Annotated in this window: 15 protein-coding genes; all 15 read right to left on the bottom strand. The window is 47.7% G+C overall.

The annotated features are described in order from the left end of the window. Nucleotides 1-114 precede the first annotated feature (114 nt). Nucleotides 115-1,404, bottom strand: coding sequence for a lipopolysaccharide biosynthesis protein (locus tag CHA6605_RS07280; protein WP_015158845.1), 1,290 nt, complete (start codon nucleotides 1,402-1,404; stop codon nucleotides 115-117). 425 nt (nucleotides 1,405-1,829) lie between these two features. Continuing rightward, nucleotides 1,830-2,795 carry a glycosyltransferase family 2 protein gene (locus tag CHA6605_RS07275; protein ID WP_015158844.1) on the bottom strand — a complete coding sequence of 322 codons (966 nt, stop codon included), beginning with the start codon at nucleotides 2,793-2,795 and terminating at the stop codon, nucleotides 1,830-1,832. Nucleotides 2,796-2,857: 62 nt separating this feature from the next. Further along, entirely contained in the window at nucleotides 2,858-3,832 is a 975-nt protein-coding gene (locus CHA6605_RS07270) for a glycosyltransferase family 2 protein (protein WP_015158843.1), read from the bottom strand. Nucleotides 3,833-3,891: 59 nt separating this feature from the next. Beyond that, nucleotides 3,892-4,851, bottom strand: coding sequence for a glycosyltransferase family 2 protein (locus CHA6605_RS07265; protein WP_015158842.1), 960 nt, complete (start codon nucleotides 4,849-4,851; stop codon nucleotides 3,892-3,894). A gap of 66 nt (nucleotides 4,852-4,917) precedes the next feature. Further along, complete coding sequence (locus CHA6605_RS07260) at nucleotides 4,918-6,363, bottom strand: glycosyltransferase family 4 protein (RefSeq protein ID WP_015158841.1); 1,446 nt, start codon at nucleotides 6,361-6,363, stop codon at nucleotides 4,918-4,920. A 251-nt stretch (nucleotides 6,364-6,614) separates the two neighbouring features. Further along, on the bottom strand, nucleotides 6,615-7,616 hold the full coding sequence (locus tag CHA6605_RS07255) for a glycosyltransferase family 2 protein (protein ID WP_015158840.1): 1,002 nt from the start codon (nucleotides 7,614-7,616) through the stop codon (nucleotides 6,615-6,617). Then, complete coding sequence (locus CHA6605_RS07250) at nucleotides 7,613-9,076, bottom strand: O-antigen ligase family protein (RefSeq protein ID WP_015158839.1); 1,464 nt, start codon at nucleotides 9,074-9,076, stop codon at nucleotides 7,613-7,615. Before CHA6605_RS07250 ends, CHA6605_RS07255 begins: the two co-directional genes overlap by 4 nt. Nucleotides 9,077-9,141: 65 nt before the next feature. Next, nucleotides 9,142-11,280: a GumC family protein gene (locus CHA6605_RS07245; protein WP_015158838.1), complete on the bottom strand. Its 2,139-nt coding sequence runs from the start codon at nucleotides 11,278-11,280 to the stop codon at nucleotides 9,142-9,144. 168 nt (nucleotides 11,281-11,448) lie between these two features. Beyond that, entirely contained in the window at nucleotides 11,449-12,618 is a 1,170-nt protein-coding gene (locus tag CHA6605_RS07240; protein ID WP_015158837.1) for a glycosyltransferase family 4 protein, read from the bottom strand. Nucleotides 12,619-12,754: 136 nt separating this feature from the next. Next, nucleotides 12,755-13,972, bottom strand: a complete 1,218-nt coding sequence (locus tag CHA6605_RS07235; protein ID WP_015158836.1) for a glycosyltransferase family 4 protein — start codon at nucleotides 13,970-13,972, stop codon at nucleotides 12,755-12,757. Nucleotides 13,973-14,252: 280 nt separating this feature from the next. Next, nucleotides 14,253-14,534 carry a hypothetical protein gene (locus tag CHA6605_RS07230; protein WP_015158835.1) on the bottom strand — a complete coding sequence of 94 codons (282 nt, stop codon included), beginning with the start codon at nucleotides 14,532-14,534 and terminating at the stop codon, nucleotides 14,253-14,255. A gap of 17 nt (nucleotides 14,535-14,551) precedes the next feature. Next, nucleotides 14,552-15,019: a hypothetical protein gene (locus CHA6605_RS07225; protein WP_015158834.1), complete on the bottom strand. Its 468-nt coding sequence runs from the start codon at nucleotides 15,017-15,019 to the stop codon at nucleotides 14,552-14,554. A 274-nt stretch (nucleotides 15,020-15,293) separates the two neighbouring features. Further along, nucleotides 15,294-15,920, bottom strand: coding sequence for a hypothetical protein (locus CHA6605_RS07220; RefSeq protein ID WP_015158833.1), 627 nt, complete (start codon nucleotides 15,918-15,920; stop codon nucleotides 15,294-15,296). A gap of 226 nt (nucleotides 15,921-16,146) precedes the next feature. Next, a complete protein-coding gene (locus tag CHA6605_RS07215) occupies nucleotides 16,147-18,096 on the bottom strand; it encodes a TIGR03118 family protein (RefSeq protein WP_015158832.1) in 1,950 nt (649 codons plus the stop codon). 518 nt (nucleotides 18,097-18,614) lie between these two features. After that, nucleotides 18,615-20,018 carry a transposase gene (locus CHA6605_RS07210; RefSeq protein ID WP_015158689.1) on the bottom strand — a complete coding sequence of 468 codons (1,404 nt, stop codon included), beginning with the start codon at nucleotides 20,016-20,018 and terminating at the stop codon, nucleotides 18,615-18,617. Nucleotides 20,019-20,379 lie beyond the last annotated feature (361 nt).

The following is a 20,379-nucleotide window of genomic DNA, read 5'->3' as shown; positions in this document are numbered from 1 at the left end:
AAATTGGATCGGGATAGAGCGATCGATTCTCATGAGCTATCAAAAATATTCGAGGTAAGTTTAGTTGAGCGATCGAGAACAAGGTCTGCCATTTTTTTGAGGTGAATACGCATATTATTTGATTGATTGGGTTGTTTCGATCGAACTTAAGAAATTTTGTTTTCGTAGTGCAAAGCGATGCGTCCAGAAGATAGCGACGGACGAAGCCAGCAGGCTATTGACAAGGACAGTAGCAGCAACCCACACAATTCCGTTTTGAACCACTGCCAGGATGGAAATGATAAAAATAGTTGTAGATGTCATACTAATATAGAGAGAGATTCGGGTTTTATTAACTGCATTGAGCAATAATGATGCTGCCCATGAATATATTCCTGGAATCACCGAAAGGCAAATTAAAATTAGAACTGGAATAGCTGGAATCCATCTTTCCCCAAAGATAATTGGCACGTAGAGTGGTGCTAGAAACGATTGTAATAAGACGAGCGGCACCAGAACGATCGAGACTTTTTTAAGGCTTCTAAAATATCGCTGCTTGAACTGTTCATAGTTGTTTTTAGCAGCGCAAATATGCGGATAAAGCGGGGACATAAAAGTGTTGAGAATACTGAGCGTGATTCCCGATCCGCCATTGAAGGCAAAGTAATACATTCCTAGTGCTTCGACACCAAGATATTTCCCCACAATCAGATAATCTACGTTCGCACGAACTTTAGTTAACAAATCATTTATCAGTAAATTACTGCCAAAACCCAGCACTTCTGGCCATCGTTCTAGACTAAATCGGCGGGTTGGTCGCCAGGGGTGAAACTTGCGGGTCAGGATAATCCAAACGGGTGCTGATAACAGCATTGCCCACACGATCGCCCAAATCCCCATCCCCAGTAATACGAATGTGGCAGTCAGGGCATTGGAGACTAGAGAAATAATTACGTTGCAGATTGCCACAGCCTTAAATTGGTTTTCTCGTTCGAGCAGGATTAGGTGAATGACAAACAGCGGATAGATTAGGTAGGTTAAGGCAAGTAGACACAGCGGCAGCGTAATGTGTGAATCGGCAGAGAAGTAAGGAAGGAGAACAGCGATCGCACATTGGATCGTAAATAGCGATCCACAGACGATCCAATTCAGCCAGTAGGCCGTGTTGCAAATGGCGTTGAGATCCCGTTCATCTGCCTGAATAATCTTGGAGCCAATACCGCCTCTAAGCGTAAACACTTGAAAAAAATCAGAAAGTGTGTAGATGACTGCCATCAGCCCGTAATCTTGAGGACTGAACATGCGTGCCAAAATGACGGTACTTGAGAGCCGAATCAAACGATTGGCTATTTCTGCGCCAGCCATCCACCCCACGTTGCGTAGATATGCACCAGATAGAATTTGTTTGAGTCGATTAATTACCATTAACTGTTGCTTAAGCCATCCACTTGGTTGATGTGAAATTGTCAGATTTAAATAGTTAACACCATAGATCTTTACCTCACCCAACCTCCCCTTATAAAACCCATTTGATATCGAATGGTGGGGAGGGCGGGTTCGTTCGATATCGATCTGTACAAGTCATAGCAGCTAGCATAAACCCGCCCCTACAGTCCCATGTATAAATATTCTCATCCACCAACCGTAGGGGCGGGTTTATGCTAGAAATTCTTGCGATTCACAATCATCTCCCAAGCGAACCCGCCCTCCCCCACCAATATCTGTTCGAGCGATAAAATATCTCAAATGGGTTCTATAAAGGGGAGGAGCTAATCTGTGGTCTATTAAACTCAATTTGGTATGAGTAGCTCTTAATTTGCAGAGCGATCGCTGCTAGCGAAAAATGAGTTTTAGCATGAAGATCGGCGGCGATCTAATACCATTCGATAGACAGAGCGCGTCCAGTGTCTCAAGCCATCATAGCCATGTAAACCAAATAGCTGAGTTAACAAAACGGCAATTTGCAAACGCAGATACTTCTGAGAATATTGAATCTTGGGATAGTGCAAGCGTGCTTGCTGTTGCCAAACTTTAGCTGTCTGACAATCTCCTTCTCCAACAGACCACCATGCCTGGTTGAGCGTAATACTGGCATAAGCCCGACTCCTTAAATGCAGGTTTTCCATCGGAGCCGTTTGAAAGGCTTTCTCGATCGCCATCCGCAAGTTTTGAAACATTCGCTGACGATTCTTAGACATACTGCTGGCATATTGTCGATAAAGGGTGAGCGGTTCTTTCACTACCGCAAATGGATAATGAGCTGCCAGCCGCAGCCACATATCCAAATCTTCTGCTGAGGTCAGAGTGCGATCGAAATTACCCACTTTCTCAAAACATTCTCGACGTACCATTGCCGAACTACCGTTAGAAATAACATCCGTTTCTAGAAGCTGCTGCCAAACGTTACCCTCTGCCTGAGATGCAAAAATTCTGCCTGTTGGCTGTCCTACTTCATCGACTAAGAGTGTCCAAGTGTAGACAACACCAATGGTTGAATTAGCCTGTAAGCATTGAACTTGCCGTTCGAGCTTTGTAGGTGCCCAGAGGTCGTCCGCATCCAAAAAAGCAATATATTGCCCCTGAGCTTCTCTAATACCAGTATTTCTAGCCCCCGGCAAACCTTGGTTTGCTTGAGAGATGAGCCGGACTCGCGGATCTGAGAGTGTGGCTGCCCAAGTACTCAGGCGATCGGTGCTACCATCATTAATTATCAACAATTCAAAATCGGTAAAGCTCTGCGCCAAGGCACTGTTCACCGTTTCGGGGAGATAAGTCATGGCATTGTAAGCTGGGACGATAACGGTTACTTGGGGCATGATGAGGATAGTGAAAGGAAAAACCTCGTGGTTAGATTTATAACTCGATCGTTATAACTTTATTAAACTGAGCTAAGAGGATGTTTAGATGCAGCTTGCTGAGGCGATCGCCAGCTACGAATCGTATTTTTTAATTTCAAATAAGTAGCAGGTTCGAGCCAGCGGGATAGCAAAATTTCTAGTTGTAACTGTCTAAAGATTTTGGTGTGGCGCATTGCTGGATCGTGCAATATTGCCTGTTGAGAGTAATCGCTGGCTTCGCGATCGTTACCTTCATACATACACTTCCAGGCCAACCCTCGATACATGCCAGCGTAAGCCACATTCCGCAGATAAAGCATTTCCAACGGCACGGATTGAAAGCGTTTCTCAAAGGTAATGCGTAAATCTTGCATCATCTTGCGGTGGTTTCTAGACATGCTGCTAGAATGCTGTCGATAGTCGAGCAAAAACTCTTTGACTACAGCAAAAGGGTACTCAGCAGCAATTCGAGTCCACATATCGAAGTCGGCTGCGGGAGATAAATTCGGGTCAAATCCGCCAACTCGATCGAAACAGTCTCGACGCACCATTGCCGAACTGCCACTACAAACAATGTCGCCGACTATAATCTGCTGCCAAACATTGCCCTCAACCTGAGAGTCATACTTAACGCCAGTCGGTTTGCCTGTTTCATCGACTAGCCGCGTCCAGGTATAAACCAAGCCGACTTCTGGGTAACGATCGAGACAGCGGACTTGCTGCTCTAATTTGGTAGCTGCCCATAGATCGTCGGCATCTAAAAAGGCAATATATTCGCCGCGAGCTTCAGCAATGCCAGTATTGCGTGCTCCTGATAAACCTTGATTTGCTTGAGAAATCAGTCTGACTCGATCGTCGTTGACTGTGGTAAACCAAGCTGCGATCTCATCGGTACTGCCATCATTGACGATCGACACTTCAAAATCGGTGCAGGTCTGCTGCAATACACTATCGAGCGTTTCCGGCAAGAATGCCATCGCATTATAAGCAGGAATTACAACTGTTACTTTTGGCATCACTAGCTTCCTGTTTCGATCCTGTTTATTCTTGCAAATAACCGTTAAAAAGATACTTATTACTGGTGGTATTGAAACGTCCCTCCTCGCAGTTGGTAGCTCAGTTTTTTTAACCGCAGATAGCTATCTGCCCCAAACCAACGGATTAAGATTAAAACGACTTTTAGCCGCAAAAACTTGGCTGAATAGCTCAGTTGTGGGTAGTGTAAAACAGCTTGTCGAGCATAGTAATTGGCTCGATCGACTGCGCCGCCATCGGACATAATTTTCCACGCCAACCAGAGAAAAGCATGTCCATACGCTCGCGGACGTAAATACAGCAATTCAAACGGAACTCGATCGAATTTCTTCTCAATCTTTAGCCGCGAATTTTGCGCCATCTTGTCATAATCTCTAGACATGCTAGTGGGATGCTGGCGGTAATAAACCAACACTTCTTTAATGACTGCAAATGGATAATCAGCCGCAATCCGCACCCACATATCGCAATCTTCAATACTGGTTAATTCAGGATCGAATAGCCCGACTCGATCGAAGCAACTACGCCGTACCATCGCGGCACTACCACTGCCAACCACATCGCCTAAGAGCAATTTCTCCCAGACATTTCCCTCGACCTGAGCTGCTGTCACCGTTCTGGTTGAGTTACCGTGCCGATCGATTAGTAACGTCCAGGCATAGACCAAACCGACTTCTGGCTTTGCGTCCAAACATTGCACCTGTTTTTCGAGTTTGGTCGGTGCCCATAAATCGTCGGCATCTAGAAAGGCAATATATGCTCCTTTTGCTGCCGTAATGCCCGTATTTCTGGCACCTGGTAAACCTTGATTTGCTTGCGAAATCAGCCTGACTCGATCGTCTTTGACGGTCGTAAACCAAGCTGCGATCTCATCGGTGCTGCCATCGTTGACAATTAACACTTCAAAATTAGTGTAGGTTTGCTGCAATACACTGTCCAATGTTTTGGGCAGGTATGTCAGGGCGTTATAAGCAGGAATCACGACAGAGACTTTTGACATTTCTCACCCAACTGAAAAAATAGATTGAACTCTAATGTTTGATGAATCTTCAGCACAACTCGTGCATTAAAACACCTTAGTCGGCTGCGCTAATTGCATAGAATTTGGCACTAGCGGCAGATTTGGAAGTAAACAGCGGCGGAGTTGCCGACCGACGACATCGGCGGCAAATTGCTGCTCGACTCGCAATCGAGCAGCATCACCCACTGTTTGCGCCCAGTCAGGCCGATCGATAAAGCGACCGAGGGCATCAGCCAACGCCCAGGCATGATCTCGCGGCACCATCGAACCACCGGAACGCTCACCATCTTCCAAAATGTCTGGAATCCCAGGTGCATCCGTTGCCACAATGGGTAAGCCGCAAGCCATCGCTTCGATCGGTGCGACTGGAAATCCCTCTTGGCGCGAGGGCATCGCGTACACATCCGCTGCTGACAAATATTGCTGGAGCTGGAGCCGATCGTGAACGAACCGATCGATCCAGGTCACACCCCTCAATGACTGTGTATCTAATCGATCGCGTAGTTTAGCCGCATCACTACCCGTGCCGATCAGCCACAGGCGTAAATCTTGCTGCGGTCGCTCTTTGCAAAGCTGCATCCAGGCATCTAAAAGTACATCTAGTCCCTTGCGCTCGATTTCGACCCGTCCGTGCCACACGACCATCCGAGCAGCTTTGGGAATTCCCAAAGCTGCTCTTGCTCGTACTCGATCGTGTTTGTGCCAAATCGTCAGATCGATCGGATTGAAAATGCGGGCAATTTTGGCGGCGGGGATTGGGTAGGCTTGCTGGACGCGGGCGATCTCAGTCTGAGTCGCAATAATCGCACCGCTACAAGACCGAAACGCCAGTTGACGCGGTAGAGACTCTAAAAAACTCTGCGTTGCCGTTCCACCTTGAAACGTGGCAAATACAGGCAGTCCCAACCGCTTGCCCAAGCCGACACAGGTATCAAAGCGGGCAAATTCATATTCCTGACATAAGATGGCCTGACAACCTTCTTGCTCGATCGCGATCGCCAATAAGTCCACAGGGGTAGACAGATAAGTGCCCGCACTCTTAAAAATATCCTTAATCCCTGTCAACAAGGAACGACGAGTCGCATTTGGGTCGGAAATTTTCGTGAAGGACTGCCCGCTTTTGCCCCCATAAGCGCGGAGCAACCGATCGCGCATAGCCCTATAGGTGCCATAGGTGCGACTTGCAGGCAGCACCCAAATCGTTGCACCAGAGGGGCGATGCTGGTGGCGAGACGGCTCGGTGACTCGTGCTGAAATGCAGAACAAAACGGTCTGTACTCCCGCTGTTTTTAAAGCGTGAATATAGCCGAACATCCAACTACCGACAAATTCTTGACAAAAGGTTTCAAAGGAGATCTCGATCGTGTCTAGAAAGTCGTCGATCAGGTCGTAACAATGCAGTAAGGCGATCGTGGGTTCTGGGCTAGCAGTTTGTGGCGATAATGCCACTGGCGCGGCGAAAGTGAGATCGAGGCTCGGCTGGTTTGGCATGAGATTTAAGTGAATTCTGGATAATAGGAGCCTGGAGACTGAAATCGTTGGCGGTACTAGAAAGAAGCCAATATCGGCGTTGCTAGAGTCTGATTCGCCCTCACCCCGCCCTCGCCTCCGGCTCTGGCTCCCCTCTCCCAAGCTTGGGAGAGGGGCTGGGGGTGAGGGCAAAATCTATGCTTCATACCTAAATTCAGCGGTGCCTAAACGAAGCCAATATCCTTAACCCGTTGGCAGTGGGGCAGAACAAATTAGGCAGTGATGCCAGACCTTCGGCGACGTACCGCATAAGCAATGGAGAGAAAACGGCTGTATCGTTCTGCCCCCAACCACTTCAAGGCCAAAATCGCGATCGTCAGCCGCAAGTTTTCGCTAGAAATGCGGAGTTTTGGGTTGCGATCGATCGCCCGTTGCTGAAATTTCCGCGCCAGTTGGCAATCTCGATCCTGACTTTGCAGTGCTTTCCAAGCCAGAACCAAAGCAGCAGACCCCAGACTCTGTGGTTTCAAAGCCTGTAATTCTGGCGGTGCAGCCGCGAACGCCTTCGTAATTACTCGATCGAATGACTGTTCCATCACCCGCCAATTTTTCGACATATTGCTCGGATGCTGTCGGTAATAGACCAGGGGTTGGCAAATGACCGCAACGGGATAGATCGCGGCAATCCGAATCCACATATCCCAATCTTCGACCGATCGCAGCGTTCGATCGAACAGCCCGACTCGATCGAAGCATTGCCTTCGCACTAGCACTGAGGAAGGGCAGTCGATGATATTGCGCTGGAGCATTTGGGGCCAGATATTTCCAGAGATCGCGCTGCCCAAGACTCTGCCTGTCGGGGTTCCCGCCGAGTCGATCTGTGCTGTCTGGTTATAAATTAAGCCGAGCGTGGGATGAGCATCGAGCCACTGTACCTGTTGTGCTAGCTTGGTGGGATGCCATAGATCGTCAGCATCCAGAAACGCAATATATTCACTCTGGGAGTGCGTTATCCCCGTGTTGCGAGCGGCTGATAACCCTTGATTTGGCTGCGAAATTAACTTCACCCGCCGATCGAATACTGTCTGCGCCACCCAGGTTTGGATTGAATCAGTGCTACCATCATCGACCAGCAATACTTCAAAGTCATAAAAGGTCTGCTGGAAGACACTCGCCAGCGTGTCTGGTAGATAAGTCATCGCATTATAGGCGGGGATGACGATCGAGACTTTTGGAGCCGCGATCGACTCTGCGGTTACATCTTTCAAACTCATAGGTATACCTCCGTTTGCTGCTGCTCGACTACTCCATAAGACTGGGGTGATTCCTGCCAGTCCCATCCTGCAACTGCCATCAATGTCCACCAGTAAAAGAACAGAGTCGTGTGAGTCCAAATATTTTCGGTAATCATGCCGACGATCGTCGCCAGCAACATCGCCAGCAGCGTCCAACAAAAATTCCGCCGATCGCTTCCCGGCGGTGATTGGCGCGCGAGGTAGAGCAATCGCCCAATCTGCACGCCTAAAAACCCGATAAAGGCAATTAACCCGACAATGCCCCCTTCTGTTAGTGCCCGCACATATTCGTTATGGGCGTAGTTATGCAAGACCGTGAGCTTAGAGCAAGTCAGCAGACCGTATCCCATAACCGGGTACTGCTGCCAAGCTTGCAGCAGAAACGTCCACTGCGCGATGCGCCAGTTAAAACTGTTATTGTCAGTTGCCGACAGCAAGATGGCACGGGAAACATCAATATCGGGATTGAGTAAGGGAGTAGCGTACAGGGATGCCAAGCGTTCTCGACCAGCATCCGAGCCAGCAAACAGCCCGATGGCGATCGTCAAGATCGCCATCCCACCGAGCAGCTCGATCGCCTTTAATCGCGGTGCCGTTAAGACTAAAATAGCGATCGCCATCATCAGCAAGACGAACAGAGACTTCGTGCTGACAATAAAAAACACGATCGCGCCTAATAGTAGCAGCCACGGCCACCGCCGTTTTACTTGCCCGATCTGCCACCAAGTTAATAACAGAAACAGCAGGCAGAATGTAGCAAACGTATTGGCTAAACCGAGTGTGCCGTTGACCCGCGAAACTTCCCCGATCGACTCGATCCCGGCTCCAGTCACACCGCTGAAGATCGGCGGTAGCACAGATGGCGCAATTACCTGTAATGCGGCGACTGTCAGCGGTATCAGCAGCGACCAGAACAGACAAGCAATCACCCGTTGCGGCGACGTGGTAGCTTTCATCTGCATCACTAGCAAATACACCATCACCCAGGAACATAACCGAATCCATTCGCGGAGGCTCTCCGGCCAGAAAGAGCCATCCATCCCGAGCAAACCGAGTGGCAACAGCATCACCCATAAGCCCTGAACAGCCGTCCAGCCTGCAAAAAACCACCAAAACCCATCGGTGTGAATGGGTCGCTCGGTCAACGCCATTGCCACAACGTAGAGTAATGTCAGCACGATCGCTCCGATGGCGAACGCCGCTGGAATTTGCTGGGCAGAGAACGGATCTAGTGCCGATCGCAGCAGCAGTAATCCCAGCACAGTCGCTTCAAAATTCTTGAAAAAGCATAGCACTACTACGACTGCGCCCATACCTAGTGCTAGGTAGAGGGGTTGCACCCCAGCTAAAATGCCCACTGCAAAGCCCAGTAAACTGCCTGCCAGCCCGATCGCCAGTGTCAAGTTAGAGAAATGTCCTTGGTGGTTGCGTGCGAACATAATACAGCGAGGTTTTCTCAATCCAAAATCCAAAATGGTATAAAATCTTCACCGCCAGAACAGCTTTAACGATCCGGTTTACTACTAGGCAAATGACGACGTGGTAAAGCCCACGAGACCTGTTTGAGGCGAGGGGGGCGGATGTAATTGAGGTCGAGCGGCAGATTGACTCGGTTCACTACAAAACCGAAGAATGGCACCTTCTCTTTGTGGAGATCGGCCCAAGCTTGTGCTAGCCCATTCCGTGTCGTCACCCCAGGGCAGACGACTAGCACCAGTCCATCACTATGGTGGCTCCATTCAAACGCATCGATCGAACTGGCCAGTGCCGGAGTGTCTACAATAACTAAATCGAACTGTCGTTCTGCTTCTGCCAACAAGGACTTCATCCTCGCGGAGTCTAGACCAAACGACGAGTGAACCAAGTTGCCACAGGTCAAAAGTGAAAGATTGGCAATCCGAGTAGGCTGAACGGACTGCTCCAGAGTTAGCTTACCCTCTAAAACTTCTGCCAGCCCCGGTGAGTCTGGGAGGTTAAACAATCGGTGCTGCTCTGGCTGCCACAAGTTGGCATCTATTAGCAGTGTGCGCCGCGACTGCATTGCTGCCACCATCGCTAAATGTGCTGCCACCATCGATTTGCCTTCACTGGCGAGGGCACTACCGATGACCAGTCGCCGAATTTGAGTGCCACGATCGAATTTCAACCTCTTCAACAGTTTTCGGTATGGTTCGACTAAATGATACGTCTCCAGCCTGAACTCACCTTGCGGGAGGAGGGTAGAGTCATGCGGGAACGAAGGCAACTTGCCCAGAGTCGTTTGTGCCAGCATCAGTTCCGCTTCGCTGGAATCGTGCAAGCAGTTGTCGAGGAATTCTAGCACCAGTATTACCCCGATCGTCAGTACGAGTCCGAAAGCCGCTGCGATCGACAAAACAGCAGATTTTTTCGGCCATTCTGGTTGGGTGGGCAGCTCTGCTGGGGCAATAATTTTGAGATTACTGACCAGTTGCGTTTCGGCGAGGCTAGCTTCCTGTAACTTGGCTTGCAACAGTTTCAGCGTTGCTGCCGACTCTTCTCGATTGCGGGTTAGCGTCGTTAGCGGTTGCTGACGATTGGGCAGATTGGCAAGCTGGGCTTGCAGCGAGAGGCGAATTTTTTTCACCGCCGCTAATTTCTGTTCGATCGCCGCCCGATCGATATTGCTGGCGATCGATTTAGAGATTAAGTCCTGACTCAAGGCATCACCCGCTACTGCTGGCGATGACGACCCCGATTTAGGTACGATCCGAGCGAGTTTAGCTTGATAAAATTTGCGAGCTTCATCTCTTTGCTCCGTGAGTGTTAGCAGAATGGGGTTGCGATCGCTAAACCGCGATCTCGCTTCAATTACTCGGGCTTCTAAATCGTTAAGCTTCGCTCGCAGCGTTTTTAATTCCTCATCCTGCCCAACTCGCACAGATGTCAGCGCAGATTGGGGTGAGACAGACTCACCCAACTTTCTCAGCGATGCATTTCGGACGATCGCCTCTTGCAATTGGGTTGACAGGTCGCGCTCTTGATTTTGGATTGTTTCCAAGCTTTTGACGAGTTCTTTGGTTTGCTCTTCAACGGCGACGAGCTGATTTTCTTGGCGGTAGCGATTCTCTGCTGCTTCGAGCCGTTCGAGTTGGGCGCGTTGTTTGGGCACTTCTGCTTCCAAAAATTCCTTAATCGAACGAGCACCAGCGCGGATTGTTTCCAGGTTTTCTTCGACAGCAGATGCGGTGACGGCATTGAGCAACTCAGCCGTCAGCTTTGGAGACTGTCCCCGGTAGCTCAGTTCCAGGATATTAGTCGCTGGCACATTTTTCACCCGCAGTTCCTTACTCAATTGGCTGATGGGCGGCACATTCTTCACCCCCGCAGCCTGCACTTTGACCAGTGCGCGTTTTAGTAATGTTGGCGACTTAATCAGTTCTGCTTGAGTTGCTAGCGGGTTTGGCAATCCCGCCCCACCCTCTGGCAATTTTGCTAAGTCATGTCCGATATTAGAAACGCTGATTTGACGATCGTCGAGGGTCAACTGCGCTTTAGCTTCATAGAGTTGCGGCGTGACTTTCAAATAAGCGAGTGCGCCAGCCATCACCGAACCAAACACGAGCGCAGATGGAAACCAGTGCCGCATCAAAGTCGATGGAATAGATGTAAAACTTTTATTCATCGTAGCTCTTTGTGAGTGTGTAATACTGAGAGCAGATCTGGTTAGTACATTCTTCAGATCGCTTGCTAAGTAACCTGCATCAAGTTTTTTGACGGCACGAGTTTCTCTCTAACGGCGGCAGCGGATCGCTTAGGCTTTGCCGAGTTCGGATCGGCTCGACATCTCGTTTTAGGCTGAATGTAATGCCGCCGATTTAGCAGATCTGTGGACATCGCCTGAAGTCAAAACTTGTTGGTAGAGAGTTAAGTGTTCCACTACACTGCGATGCCAATTATGATGCCGATCCACGTAAGCCTGAGCATTGCCAGCCATAATTGCCATTTCGGGGAGATGTTGCACTGCCCACTCTAGTTTGGACATACACGACTCCAAGTCATTAGTCCGAAACAAGATCCCTCGATCTTCCCCCAAGATCGTCTGATGGACGGGTAGGTCACTAGCAATTACAGGCACCTGCTCGTGCATCGCCTCCAGTAACGCCAGCGACAGTCCTTCGAGTGCAGACGGCAACACAAATATGCCAGCATTTCGGACTATTTCAGCCAACTCGCTTCCTTGAAGTTCGCCCGTAAAGACAATATCGGTTCTTCCTGCCGCCAATCCAATGAGATCTTTAGCAAAGGATAAGTGGTCGATCCCGCCAGCAATCACCAATTTCCAACCTTTGAGCTGAAGTTGCCCAAATGCAGTAATCAATAAGTCAGGGCATTTCTCTGGCACCAATCTACCCAGAAACAGAATGTATCGGTTTTTAGCTAAACCGAATGAAGTGCCAGCGGCGAAGCTTGAGTCGGATTCAGCGTAGCTAGCAGGCGCATTGGCAATGTAAATGGTTTCTCGACGATATGTTTGCCAAAAGTAACGTTGTAGATCTTCTGAAACTACGATAATGCGGTGGGCAAATCGAACGGCTACCCGTTCGCCTAAACGAATCAACAGGCTGGAAAATTTCCCCCATTTGCTTCGTTGCCAATCAAGACCGTGACATGTGACGATAATTTTCGATCGAGTGAACAAGTGTGGTAACCATACCCACAAAGATGGCCCCAAAGCGTGGAAATGCACGATATCGTATCGCTTTAAACTAGCAACAACCGTACTGATTGCCGAGTTAACTAGTGCATCAACGCCCTTGAATCTCGAACCTGGTAAAGAAACGATCCGAATTCCTCGAAAATCACTAGGATCGCGCCAAGATAAGCCAGTAATGGAAGACCGAGCAAAGAGATCGACCAAATGCCCTTCTGTTGCCATCGAAGGATAGATTTCGGCACAATGGTGTTCGATGCCACCTTCTTGGGGAGGCAAGCCTTTAGAGCCAATTACAGCGATTTTCATAGATTGAGTTATTAATCCGATCTTGTGTATTGTTGTGATTGTGTAGTTGAAAATATGCTCTGTAACTTAAGGAAATTTCATCGCGTTCGCTAGTTTTTAGCTGACAAAATGGATTGTTTAAAGACCCGATCGTTTGTTAGAGTGACATTGATGAACGATTGCGAGCTTGCCAGCGTTGCAGCATATCGTTGTAGATCTGATGCATAACCTCACGAGCACTGTAAGGTTGCGCTGCTAAAACGCAGGCTTCAGCAGAATAGAGGTTTGGCTGCTGCAAAACGGACTCAATTGCTGTCGCAATTGCCATCGGAGACCGCGTTTCACAGACGATGCCACTCCCAGGTGTCAGCACTGCTGGAATGTCACCACAGCGGGTGGTGACGATTGGTGTGCCACAGGCCAGAGCCTCTAGTACTACTAGCGGTAATCCTTCATAAACACTTGTCAGAAGGCAAATACTGGCAAGACGGTGTAGATCTGCTAGTTCTGCTTGCTGGAGAGCACCCAGCATCGTTACCTGTTTAGTCAGCCCTAACCGATCGACTTCCATGCGTACAGCCTCTGCTAGTTCGCCATCTCCGGCAATTAATAAGTGTACATTTGGCTGATTCACTGCTGAGAGCGATCGCACCAACAACAATGGATCTTTCTGGGGATGGAGTCGTCCGGCAAATAGAATAAATCGGGTCGCTGCTGAGAGTCCCAGTTTTTGAGCTAACTGCTGTCGTTGTTGTTGTTGCTCTGTGACTGATAATGGATAGAAAATATCGGTGTCTACACTGTTGCGGTAGTAATTAACCCGTTCGGCTAGCGATGGATACAGTTTTTTATACAGCTCAGTTGAGTCAGAGTTGCAAGATAGGATGCGGCTAAACTGACTCACCAGCAATCCCTCTAACGCAAAGTATATCTTTGGAAAAAGACTCCAGAGGATCGCCTGCCGACCGTCTGGCGACAGCAACTGTGTGCGGATATCGTTGTGGATAAACAGGGTTTTATCGCCATGCCAGCGGAGCGTTGTTAGCGTCGGCTCAATGCGATGGAAGTGCATGAAATCAGAAGCAAAACAGTGTTCCATTAGGGCAGTCATATACCTGATGGTCGTGGGAACTAAGCGTCTAACATCATCATTTTCTAATCCAAATAGGGGAAAGAATAGCAACTTTCTGCCGTGGAGTTCCGTTTCCTGCCAGACCCCAATCTGCCCGGAATGTTTGTCGCCGACACCAACTAGACGGATCTCAAACTCATCAGGGGCATACTTAATAAATGACGAAATTAGGGTTTGAATCCCACCAATGCTAGATTGCCAGGGATTATATTGATAAAAAAACGTTAAAACGGGCTTACGCATGATATTTCTAAAGAGGTCGGGTTTCTTCGGCTACTATAGAAATCTGGTATCAACTCCACATTCACACTTTCGATTTGGGTTAGCATCAACCACCATAATTGTCTCGCCTAACTGCTTGGATGTCAGCGCGTGTCACATCAAAATAGCGCGATAAAAGTGGGATCCGATCTGCCTAATATATCGGTAAACTACTCAGGTAGAATTGAATTTCATGGATAGTTTTAGTGCGAAGATGTCGAATCTATTCAACAGCAATAACCTTTAATCATCGAGCCACGTCTTACTTTCTAGTAGATCCACTGATTGGCAGCGTCAAATCTTTGACGTGAGATCCATAGGGGCGAAACTGCTCGGATTGACTGACTCGCCAACAAGCAATCGGATAACTCAGTGCAAATGCGCCAAATACAGCCATCAGTCCCCAGACATATCGATGTAGCTCCCTGGCTGACATGCGATGAGGATGGACCTCGGTGGCGGGTACGCCAGTGAAACCCGAATGGAAATCGCTAGTGGGTACATCAGTAAAATCTGAAGAAGTCAAATCGGAGTCGGTAAGCATAAGCTAATTGCTGGAAATTAATGTAGAGGGAGATAAGGAAACAGCGGATGCCAACACATCACGATCGCGGCCACCAATAACCCAAAGGTGCCAAAGAAGACCGTTCTGGTGCGGACTTGACGATGCTGGAGCAGAGCGTGGAGGATGACCCAACTGACGATCCAGCCGATTAACAGCACCGTTTCTACGCCTGCATAAGTGCCAATATTGCCAGTCACTGGATCGGTACTCTGGCTACCTGGAATCCAACTGCCTAACCACTCGATCGATTGCTCTATGTCTGATGAGGTATGGGTGAGGTGGTGTGTCACCATCATCATGACAGCACCGATAGCCGCACTAATTAAAGCTGCCGCCGCGATACCCGTAGTTTCTGGTGGTGTACTCGCTCCAGTTGCTAAGATCGCCGGAAATTGCTTGCACCAATTCCAGAATCGGGTATACCAAGGGAGTAATACTCCAGAGCGAGAGTGCAATCGAGTCATAATTTAGAGGGTAGGGGGTAGAGGGTAGGCTTTAGGCTTTAGGGGATAGGGAATAGGGGATAGGGAGTAGATGGTAGGCTTTAAGTTTTAGGGGAGAGGGATGATAGGGTGGAGAATTGTCGAAACATTCCTTTTTAGCGTTACTGAAATGATGTATGATTTACTACTTATCAAAACGGCTAATTCCCTAAAGCCTAAAGCCTAATACCTAATACCTAAAGCCTAATACCTAATACCTAAAGCCTAATACCTAATACCTAAAGCCTAAAGCCTATTAGAGGGCATGGATCTTGGCAATGCTCAAACCCGAAACCATTCCGCCCATTGCTAAAAACATCAGCACCATAAGGGCGATGCTAGTAACAGCTCGGACGGTACGGTATTCGGGCGCGACAATACTGTCCCCATATCGCCACAAGATCCAAGTACAGGCCACACCAAAGGGAATGACAAACACTGTGCTCAGTTCGTGATATTGCGCCACCATATAGTGAGTTAGTGGCGAATTTAGTTTTAACCAAGCACTAGCTCCACCATGCTCGATTCCTGCTCGATATCGCATAAACGCCCAATTGCCTGAAACTATCCCGAAAAAACTCAGCAATGTAGACCAAAAAATCAGAGTACGCAGTTGAGGGAGAATTTTTTTTGTGCCCCGAATCAGTGGAAAAGCCAAGTGTCCGGCATAGGCAGCAACGATCGTAGTGAGAAATGCCGCAACTGAATGAATGGTGCCGATACTCCGTTGCCAAGGGCTAGGGTGGAGTAAGTTCGCAAATGGTAACAAGATAAATAAACCCGCTGATAAAAAACTCAATCCATAGATAGAAATTTGAGCCAAATCTGCGGAGCGGGGTAGTTCTCGATCTGGAGTGCTGGTAGTTGGGTTTAGCTCTTTCATGAAAGGAGTGAATAGAGAATTCAAACTAACATCGAGTTGATTTTAATACTGGATCGAGCTGGAGCATAATCCGAATTCGATCGTCACTACTGGATGTACGATCCGGTTTTTTTGCGGTTTGAACTTAACAAAATTGAGACCTCAGACATCCTCCTAACTGGACGCTAGATCGCCGTAGGCACGATCTAAGTAGAGCGTAAACGCCTAATTTTGCCTTGAGAAAATCCTAGACGATCTGAATATTACCTTGAGTATTTAACAAGGTTGCGAGTAAATCGCTGCCCGCAAAAATTTGGGTATCCAATCCAGATAATTGAGTGGTAATGGAGTCGGTTTTCTTCGCAGTGGTACCAAGACTAATCGAATCGTTAGCGTCAAAGTTCCATATTGTTGCTGCGCCTTCGCCGATGTCTAAGAGTAGTCGATCGGCTCCATTGCCTAAGTAAACAACATCATTGCCAATTCCCGCACTAATGACATTATTGCCCTTACCGCCGTGGATGATATCATCTCCAGCACCTGTGTAGATGTAATCTCGATCGTTGCCACCATAAATAATATCCTTACCATTACCAGTCATGACGATATTCATCCCGTTACCAGTGTGGACGGTATTATTCCCATTACCCAGAATGAATAGATCGCGATCTTTACCACCATGAGCGATATCGTTACCTTCTCCAGCCATAAAAATACCAATTCCGTTCTTGCCGTGCATGGTATTATTGCCGTCGCCGAGGTAGAAGAGATCTGCTCCATTACCACCATGAGCGATATCGTTGCCCTCTGCTGCTGCAAAAACGTTATCGCCCTTATGGCCAAACATGGTGTTGTTGCCTTTACCTGCTTGGAAAAAGTCCGATCCTTGGGTGCCATGGAGGACATCATTGCCATCGCCACCGAGAATCGAGGGATCTTGTGCCAGCAATTTGTCAGCGAGCTGTGTAAAATCAGCAACCTGGGCATCGTCGGGCAATAGCGGCGAACCATCCCAACGTAATCGGCCAAAAACGCCATCTTTTGCAGCATCGGGTCCTGCGGCAAAGTAGAACGAATCGGTATCGCCCAAGCTCGCACCATTACCAAAAAGGGTTCCCCAGATCCCGTCTACTATCAGTGGTTTACCTTCCTCATCGCGGAGATAATCGATCGCTTTTTTGGTGATGGGATCGAATGCAGTAGTGGTACCATCAGCAAAACTCGACACTAGTAAAGTATCGGATAATCCGCCAAAATTGTCTGGTGCGTAAGCTATTCCCCAAGCTGCCTGGAGCTTGTCACCATCCTCCCAGACATCAATGAGATTACCCTTAGTATCAAATTCGGCAAATTTAGTAGATGAGAGCGGAGCACCCGGTGGTGGTGGTTCGGCAAAAAATATTGAAGAATTGACAGGAGGAGCTTCTCGCGTTGTAGTATAGGTGACAAATACTGATTCTGTGCCGTCCTTATTGACCAAGGTTTGAATATTAAATGGTGCATAATCGCCCACTTGGACGCCATCCCCACCGTCAAAGGGGTTGACGAATCCCACTGTAGATGTTATGTCATTGAAGTTGCCATCAAAGACATCAATTGTGTGACGCAGACTAACGTCAACGGCATAGAGATGGTCGCCAGCTTTATCGACGGCAAGTCCAAAGTATTGGCTCCCTTGGGCCGCTCGATCGATGACTGGCATGGATTCAAGGGGCCAATCAAATGTGCCATCTGCCTTTTTGCGCTCTGTCCAGGCGTGAATCTCCCCATTAATCGTCGAAAAGAAAAACTTTGTCGGTGCGGTAATCGGGCCATTTGGAGCGTCTTGAGTAATGACAAAATTACTCGATCCGTTAAATACAGTTCCGGTGGGACTTGCTTTGTCACCATTGGCACTGGGGGGTACTGCCATATATGCGATCTCGTCTTGAAACAAGGGAGTACCATTGACATCGCCGACAAACTGGTAGGAAATGGCCGAACCATTGCCTACGACCCAAAAATGCCCGCCGACACCTGACGGACGGTGGGAAAGACCCCAACCATGGATGAATCCAGGTTCGAGAATCTCGGGATTATATTCGGCTTTGTTGGCAACTAAGTTTTTCCGAACGTAGGAGTTGCCACTCAGTTTGCTGTTGAGGAAATCGAGAACACTAGCTTTATCGAAAACCGTAGAGAGATTGCTATCTGTCACAAGTCGTATACCCTAATTGATACCTGAACTAACCATATAAACAATATGTAGTTTCTGTCTTGCACATTTCCCCGAAAAAATAGCAAATTATTGCGAAAACAGATAAATTATTAGTTTTTAAGATAATTGTCTAGTAATTGCACCAGATAATTTCTCTACAAAAAGTGTCTATATCTAAAGATTCTCATCCTCGATCGATCGATATGAGCTTCAGTCGCTCTGCGGTTTAGAGTGCAATTGGGATTATTCATAACGATCGGCAAAATGGACGAACGTAATGCGCTCGTCTGCACAATTGGGATTAGTTATAATCGGCCAAATGACTGATTTAATATGATTGTTATCGCGAGCAGCTTTTTTTGGATATATCATCCAAAAGGTAGAGCTAAAATATTGGCAATAGTATCTAATATCAGGGCAGATGGATTAGATTACAAATTGTTATTCACCATATTGACCTGCACCGCGCATCGGCTTCTTTATTTGGACGATCGCGTTGATACTCGATGTTCAAGTTTTTAAGCTACAGCTCGACGATTGAGGGAGGGAGTGGGTTCTAAGCGACCTAAATCTCTACCACTCATATGTTTACCAGACGATCTCAAAAGGAAAAACTCCTGAACTGATTGACTTAATTGATTCAACTGCTCAACCGGATTAGGTGCTTGTAGCAACTGCTCAAAATATAACAACAAAGCTTCCATCTGAAGATTGCGGAGTAGACTGCCCACAGTATATGCGGGCAGCTTGCTGTCAACGCGGGCTATTTGTCTCGGGTGAAGCAAGAGGCATAAGTCAAGCAACAGACTCAGGGTCAGGCCACGGCTTGTCCCTTCTTTACCTGTTTGCTTGGCCAACTGCGCCCAACCTTCATAAGACTTCCAGTCCTCGATGAAAACCTCTACTAACCATCTCAGTGTATACGCTTGGATGATATCTATGGTGCGCCAAGTCAGATCCGTAGCAACTAAATATCGATAATCTTGCTCACCCGGATACTTCAGCGCAATCACAAATCGCTTTTTTCCGTGAGCACAAACTTCCACTCTGATACTTCCAACATTGGCTGTAATGGCAGGTTGACCTCGAATACTCAACTCTTGAGGAACTCCCGGATAACTTGAAAAATAGTGCTTTAGGCTTTGTTTTCGGCCTCGAAAACGAATATTTTGGTTATAACGCAATTGGCTAATGACTTGGACTCCACCAAATAAGCCTGATGCTGCATCCATGAATTTTGCCTGACCATATAGTGCATCAGCAACGACGGCTTTGATCTTGATTTGACTGTGGTGCTTCCGAAACTGCTCCATTAATCGCAACACTAATTCTGGTTTAGTTGGGTAGTCTGGATTATGGGGTGGAGCCTCTGGGCGGTTTTTTTTCGCGATACCTTTCTTTCTCAGACGTTGATCTTCTCTTGTCCATGCTTGTTGTTGAGGGTCAGGTTGATAGACCTCAAATCCAACTGGCAAGCTCACTTTGTCAGTAACTAGTATTAATAACACTATGTTTTGACCATTTATATATCCCCCGCTACCTTTGTCTCTGATTTTATGGGTTTTGAATAACCTTGGTGTCTTCTTACTGCGCTGATGATCTGAGTCGTCAGTCACCAAAGTACCTCCAGAAATACCATACTGCTTGAGCACTATTGCTATACTAACTTGAAGCATCATCTCCCATGGCAGTTTGGATTTGCGAAACATCCATGATAAGGCTCCCAGGCTGTATTTCCCCAGGCTCACCCGTTCAAATCTTGCCCAGCATACGCTGTTCGTCAGTATTATGCCCATCAGACAGAATCCGATCCATCCACGCTGAATTCTGCTCAAGCCCCCATCTGGATTGTAACTTTTCAGTCCCTTGTTCAATTCGTTGATAAAGTCTTCGATGAAGGGCAAAGGCTTATTGAGTAGCATGTCTTTACCTTTCTATACCGATCCTTCATCCCATATCATACACTTCAGCAGTTTTCAAAAACTTGAACATCGAGTGATACGCCCTTGCTGGCATTCGGACTGTCCCACCATCGTAAAGCTTGTAAGCTAAAGGGCTTGCAATTTAATCACTTACCAGTCTGACAGGTTTCGACACTTCGACTTAGCTCAGTACATCGCTTCGCTCAACCTTTTAGGGTTGAGCAAAGTTTGTGGATATGGGCTGCCATAGGCACAATCTAAACCCACAAATAGGTGGGGTATTTTGTTCGCGCAAGTCCCTAAATAGGTTAATGCTATTTATATTTTTTGAATAAAATATCTTCCTTTAACTCTAACTTGG

It is taken from the genome of Chamaesiphon minutus PCC 6605, from assembly GCF_000317145.1.
GTDB lineage: Bacteria > Cyanobacteriota > Cyanobacteriia > Cyanobacteriales > Chamaesiphonaceae > Chamaesiphon > Chamaesiphon minutus.
The sequence above is the reverse complement of the archived record's forward strand: the minus strand, read 5'-3'. Positions and strand labels throughout refer to the sequence as shown.

Coding starts and splice junctions, on each gene's coding strand:
- CHA6605_RS07280 (WP_015158845.1), bottom strand. CDS start 1,404: ATGGTAATTAATCGACTCAAACAAATTCTATCTGGTGCATATCTACGC.
- CHA6605_RS07275 (WP_015158844.1), bottom strand. CDS start 2,795: ATGCCCCAAGTAACCGTTATCGTCCCAGCTTACAATGCCATGACTTAT.
- CHA6605_RS07270 (WP_015158843.1), bottom strand. CDS start 3,832: ATGCCAAAAGTAACAGTTGTAATTCCTGCTTATAATGCGATGGCATTC.
- CHA6605_RS07265 (WP_015158842.1), bottom strand. CDS start 4,851: ATGTCAAAAGTCTCTGTCGTGATTCCTGCTTATAACGCCCTGACATAC.
- CHA6605_RS07260 (WP_015158841.1), bottom strand. CDS start 6,363: ATGCCAAACCAGCCGAGCCTCGATCTCACTTTCGCCGCGCCAGTGGCA.
- CHA6605_RS07255 (WP_015158840.1), bottom strand. CDS start 7,616: ATGAGTTTGAAAGATGTAACCGCAGAGTCGATCGCGGCTCCAAAAGTC.
- CHA6605_RS07250 (WP_015158839.1), bottom strand. CDS start 9,076: ATGTTCGCACGCAACCACCAAGGACATTTCTCTAACTTGACACTGGCG.
- CHA6605_RS07245 (WP_015158838.1), bottom strand. CDS start 11,280: ATGAATAAAAGTTTTACATCTATTCCATCGACTTTGATGCGGCACTGG.
- CHA6605_RS07240 (WP_015158837.1), bottom strand. CDS start 12,618: ATGAAAATCGCTGTAATTGGCTCTAAAGGCTTGCCTCCCCAAGAAGGT.
- CHA6605_RS07235 (WP_015158836.1), bottom strand. CDS start 13,972: ATGCGTAAGCCCGTTTTAACGTTTTTTTATCAATATAATCCCTGGCAA.
- CHA6605_RS07230 (WP_015158835.1), bottom strand. CDS start 14,534: ATGCTTACCGACTCCGATTTGACTTCTTCAGATTTTACTGATGTACCC.
- CHA6605_RS07225 (WP_015158834.1), bottom strand. CDS start 15,019: ATGACTCGATTGCACTCTCGCTCTGGAGTATTACTCCCTTGGTATACC.
- CHA6605_RS07220 (WP_015158833.1), bottom strand. CDS start 15,920: ATGAAAGAGCTAAACCCAACTACCAGCACTCCAGATCGAGAACTACCC.
- CHA6605_RS07210 (WP_015158689.1), bottom strand. CDS start 20,018: ATGCTACTCAATAAGCCTTTGCCCTTCATCGAAGACTTTATCAACGAA.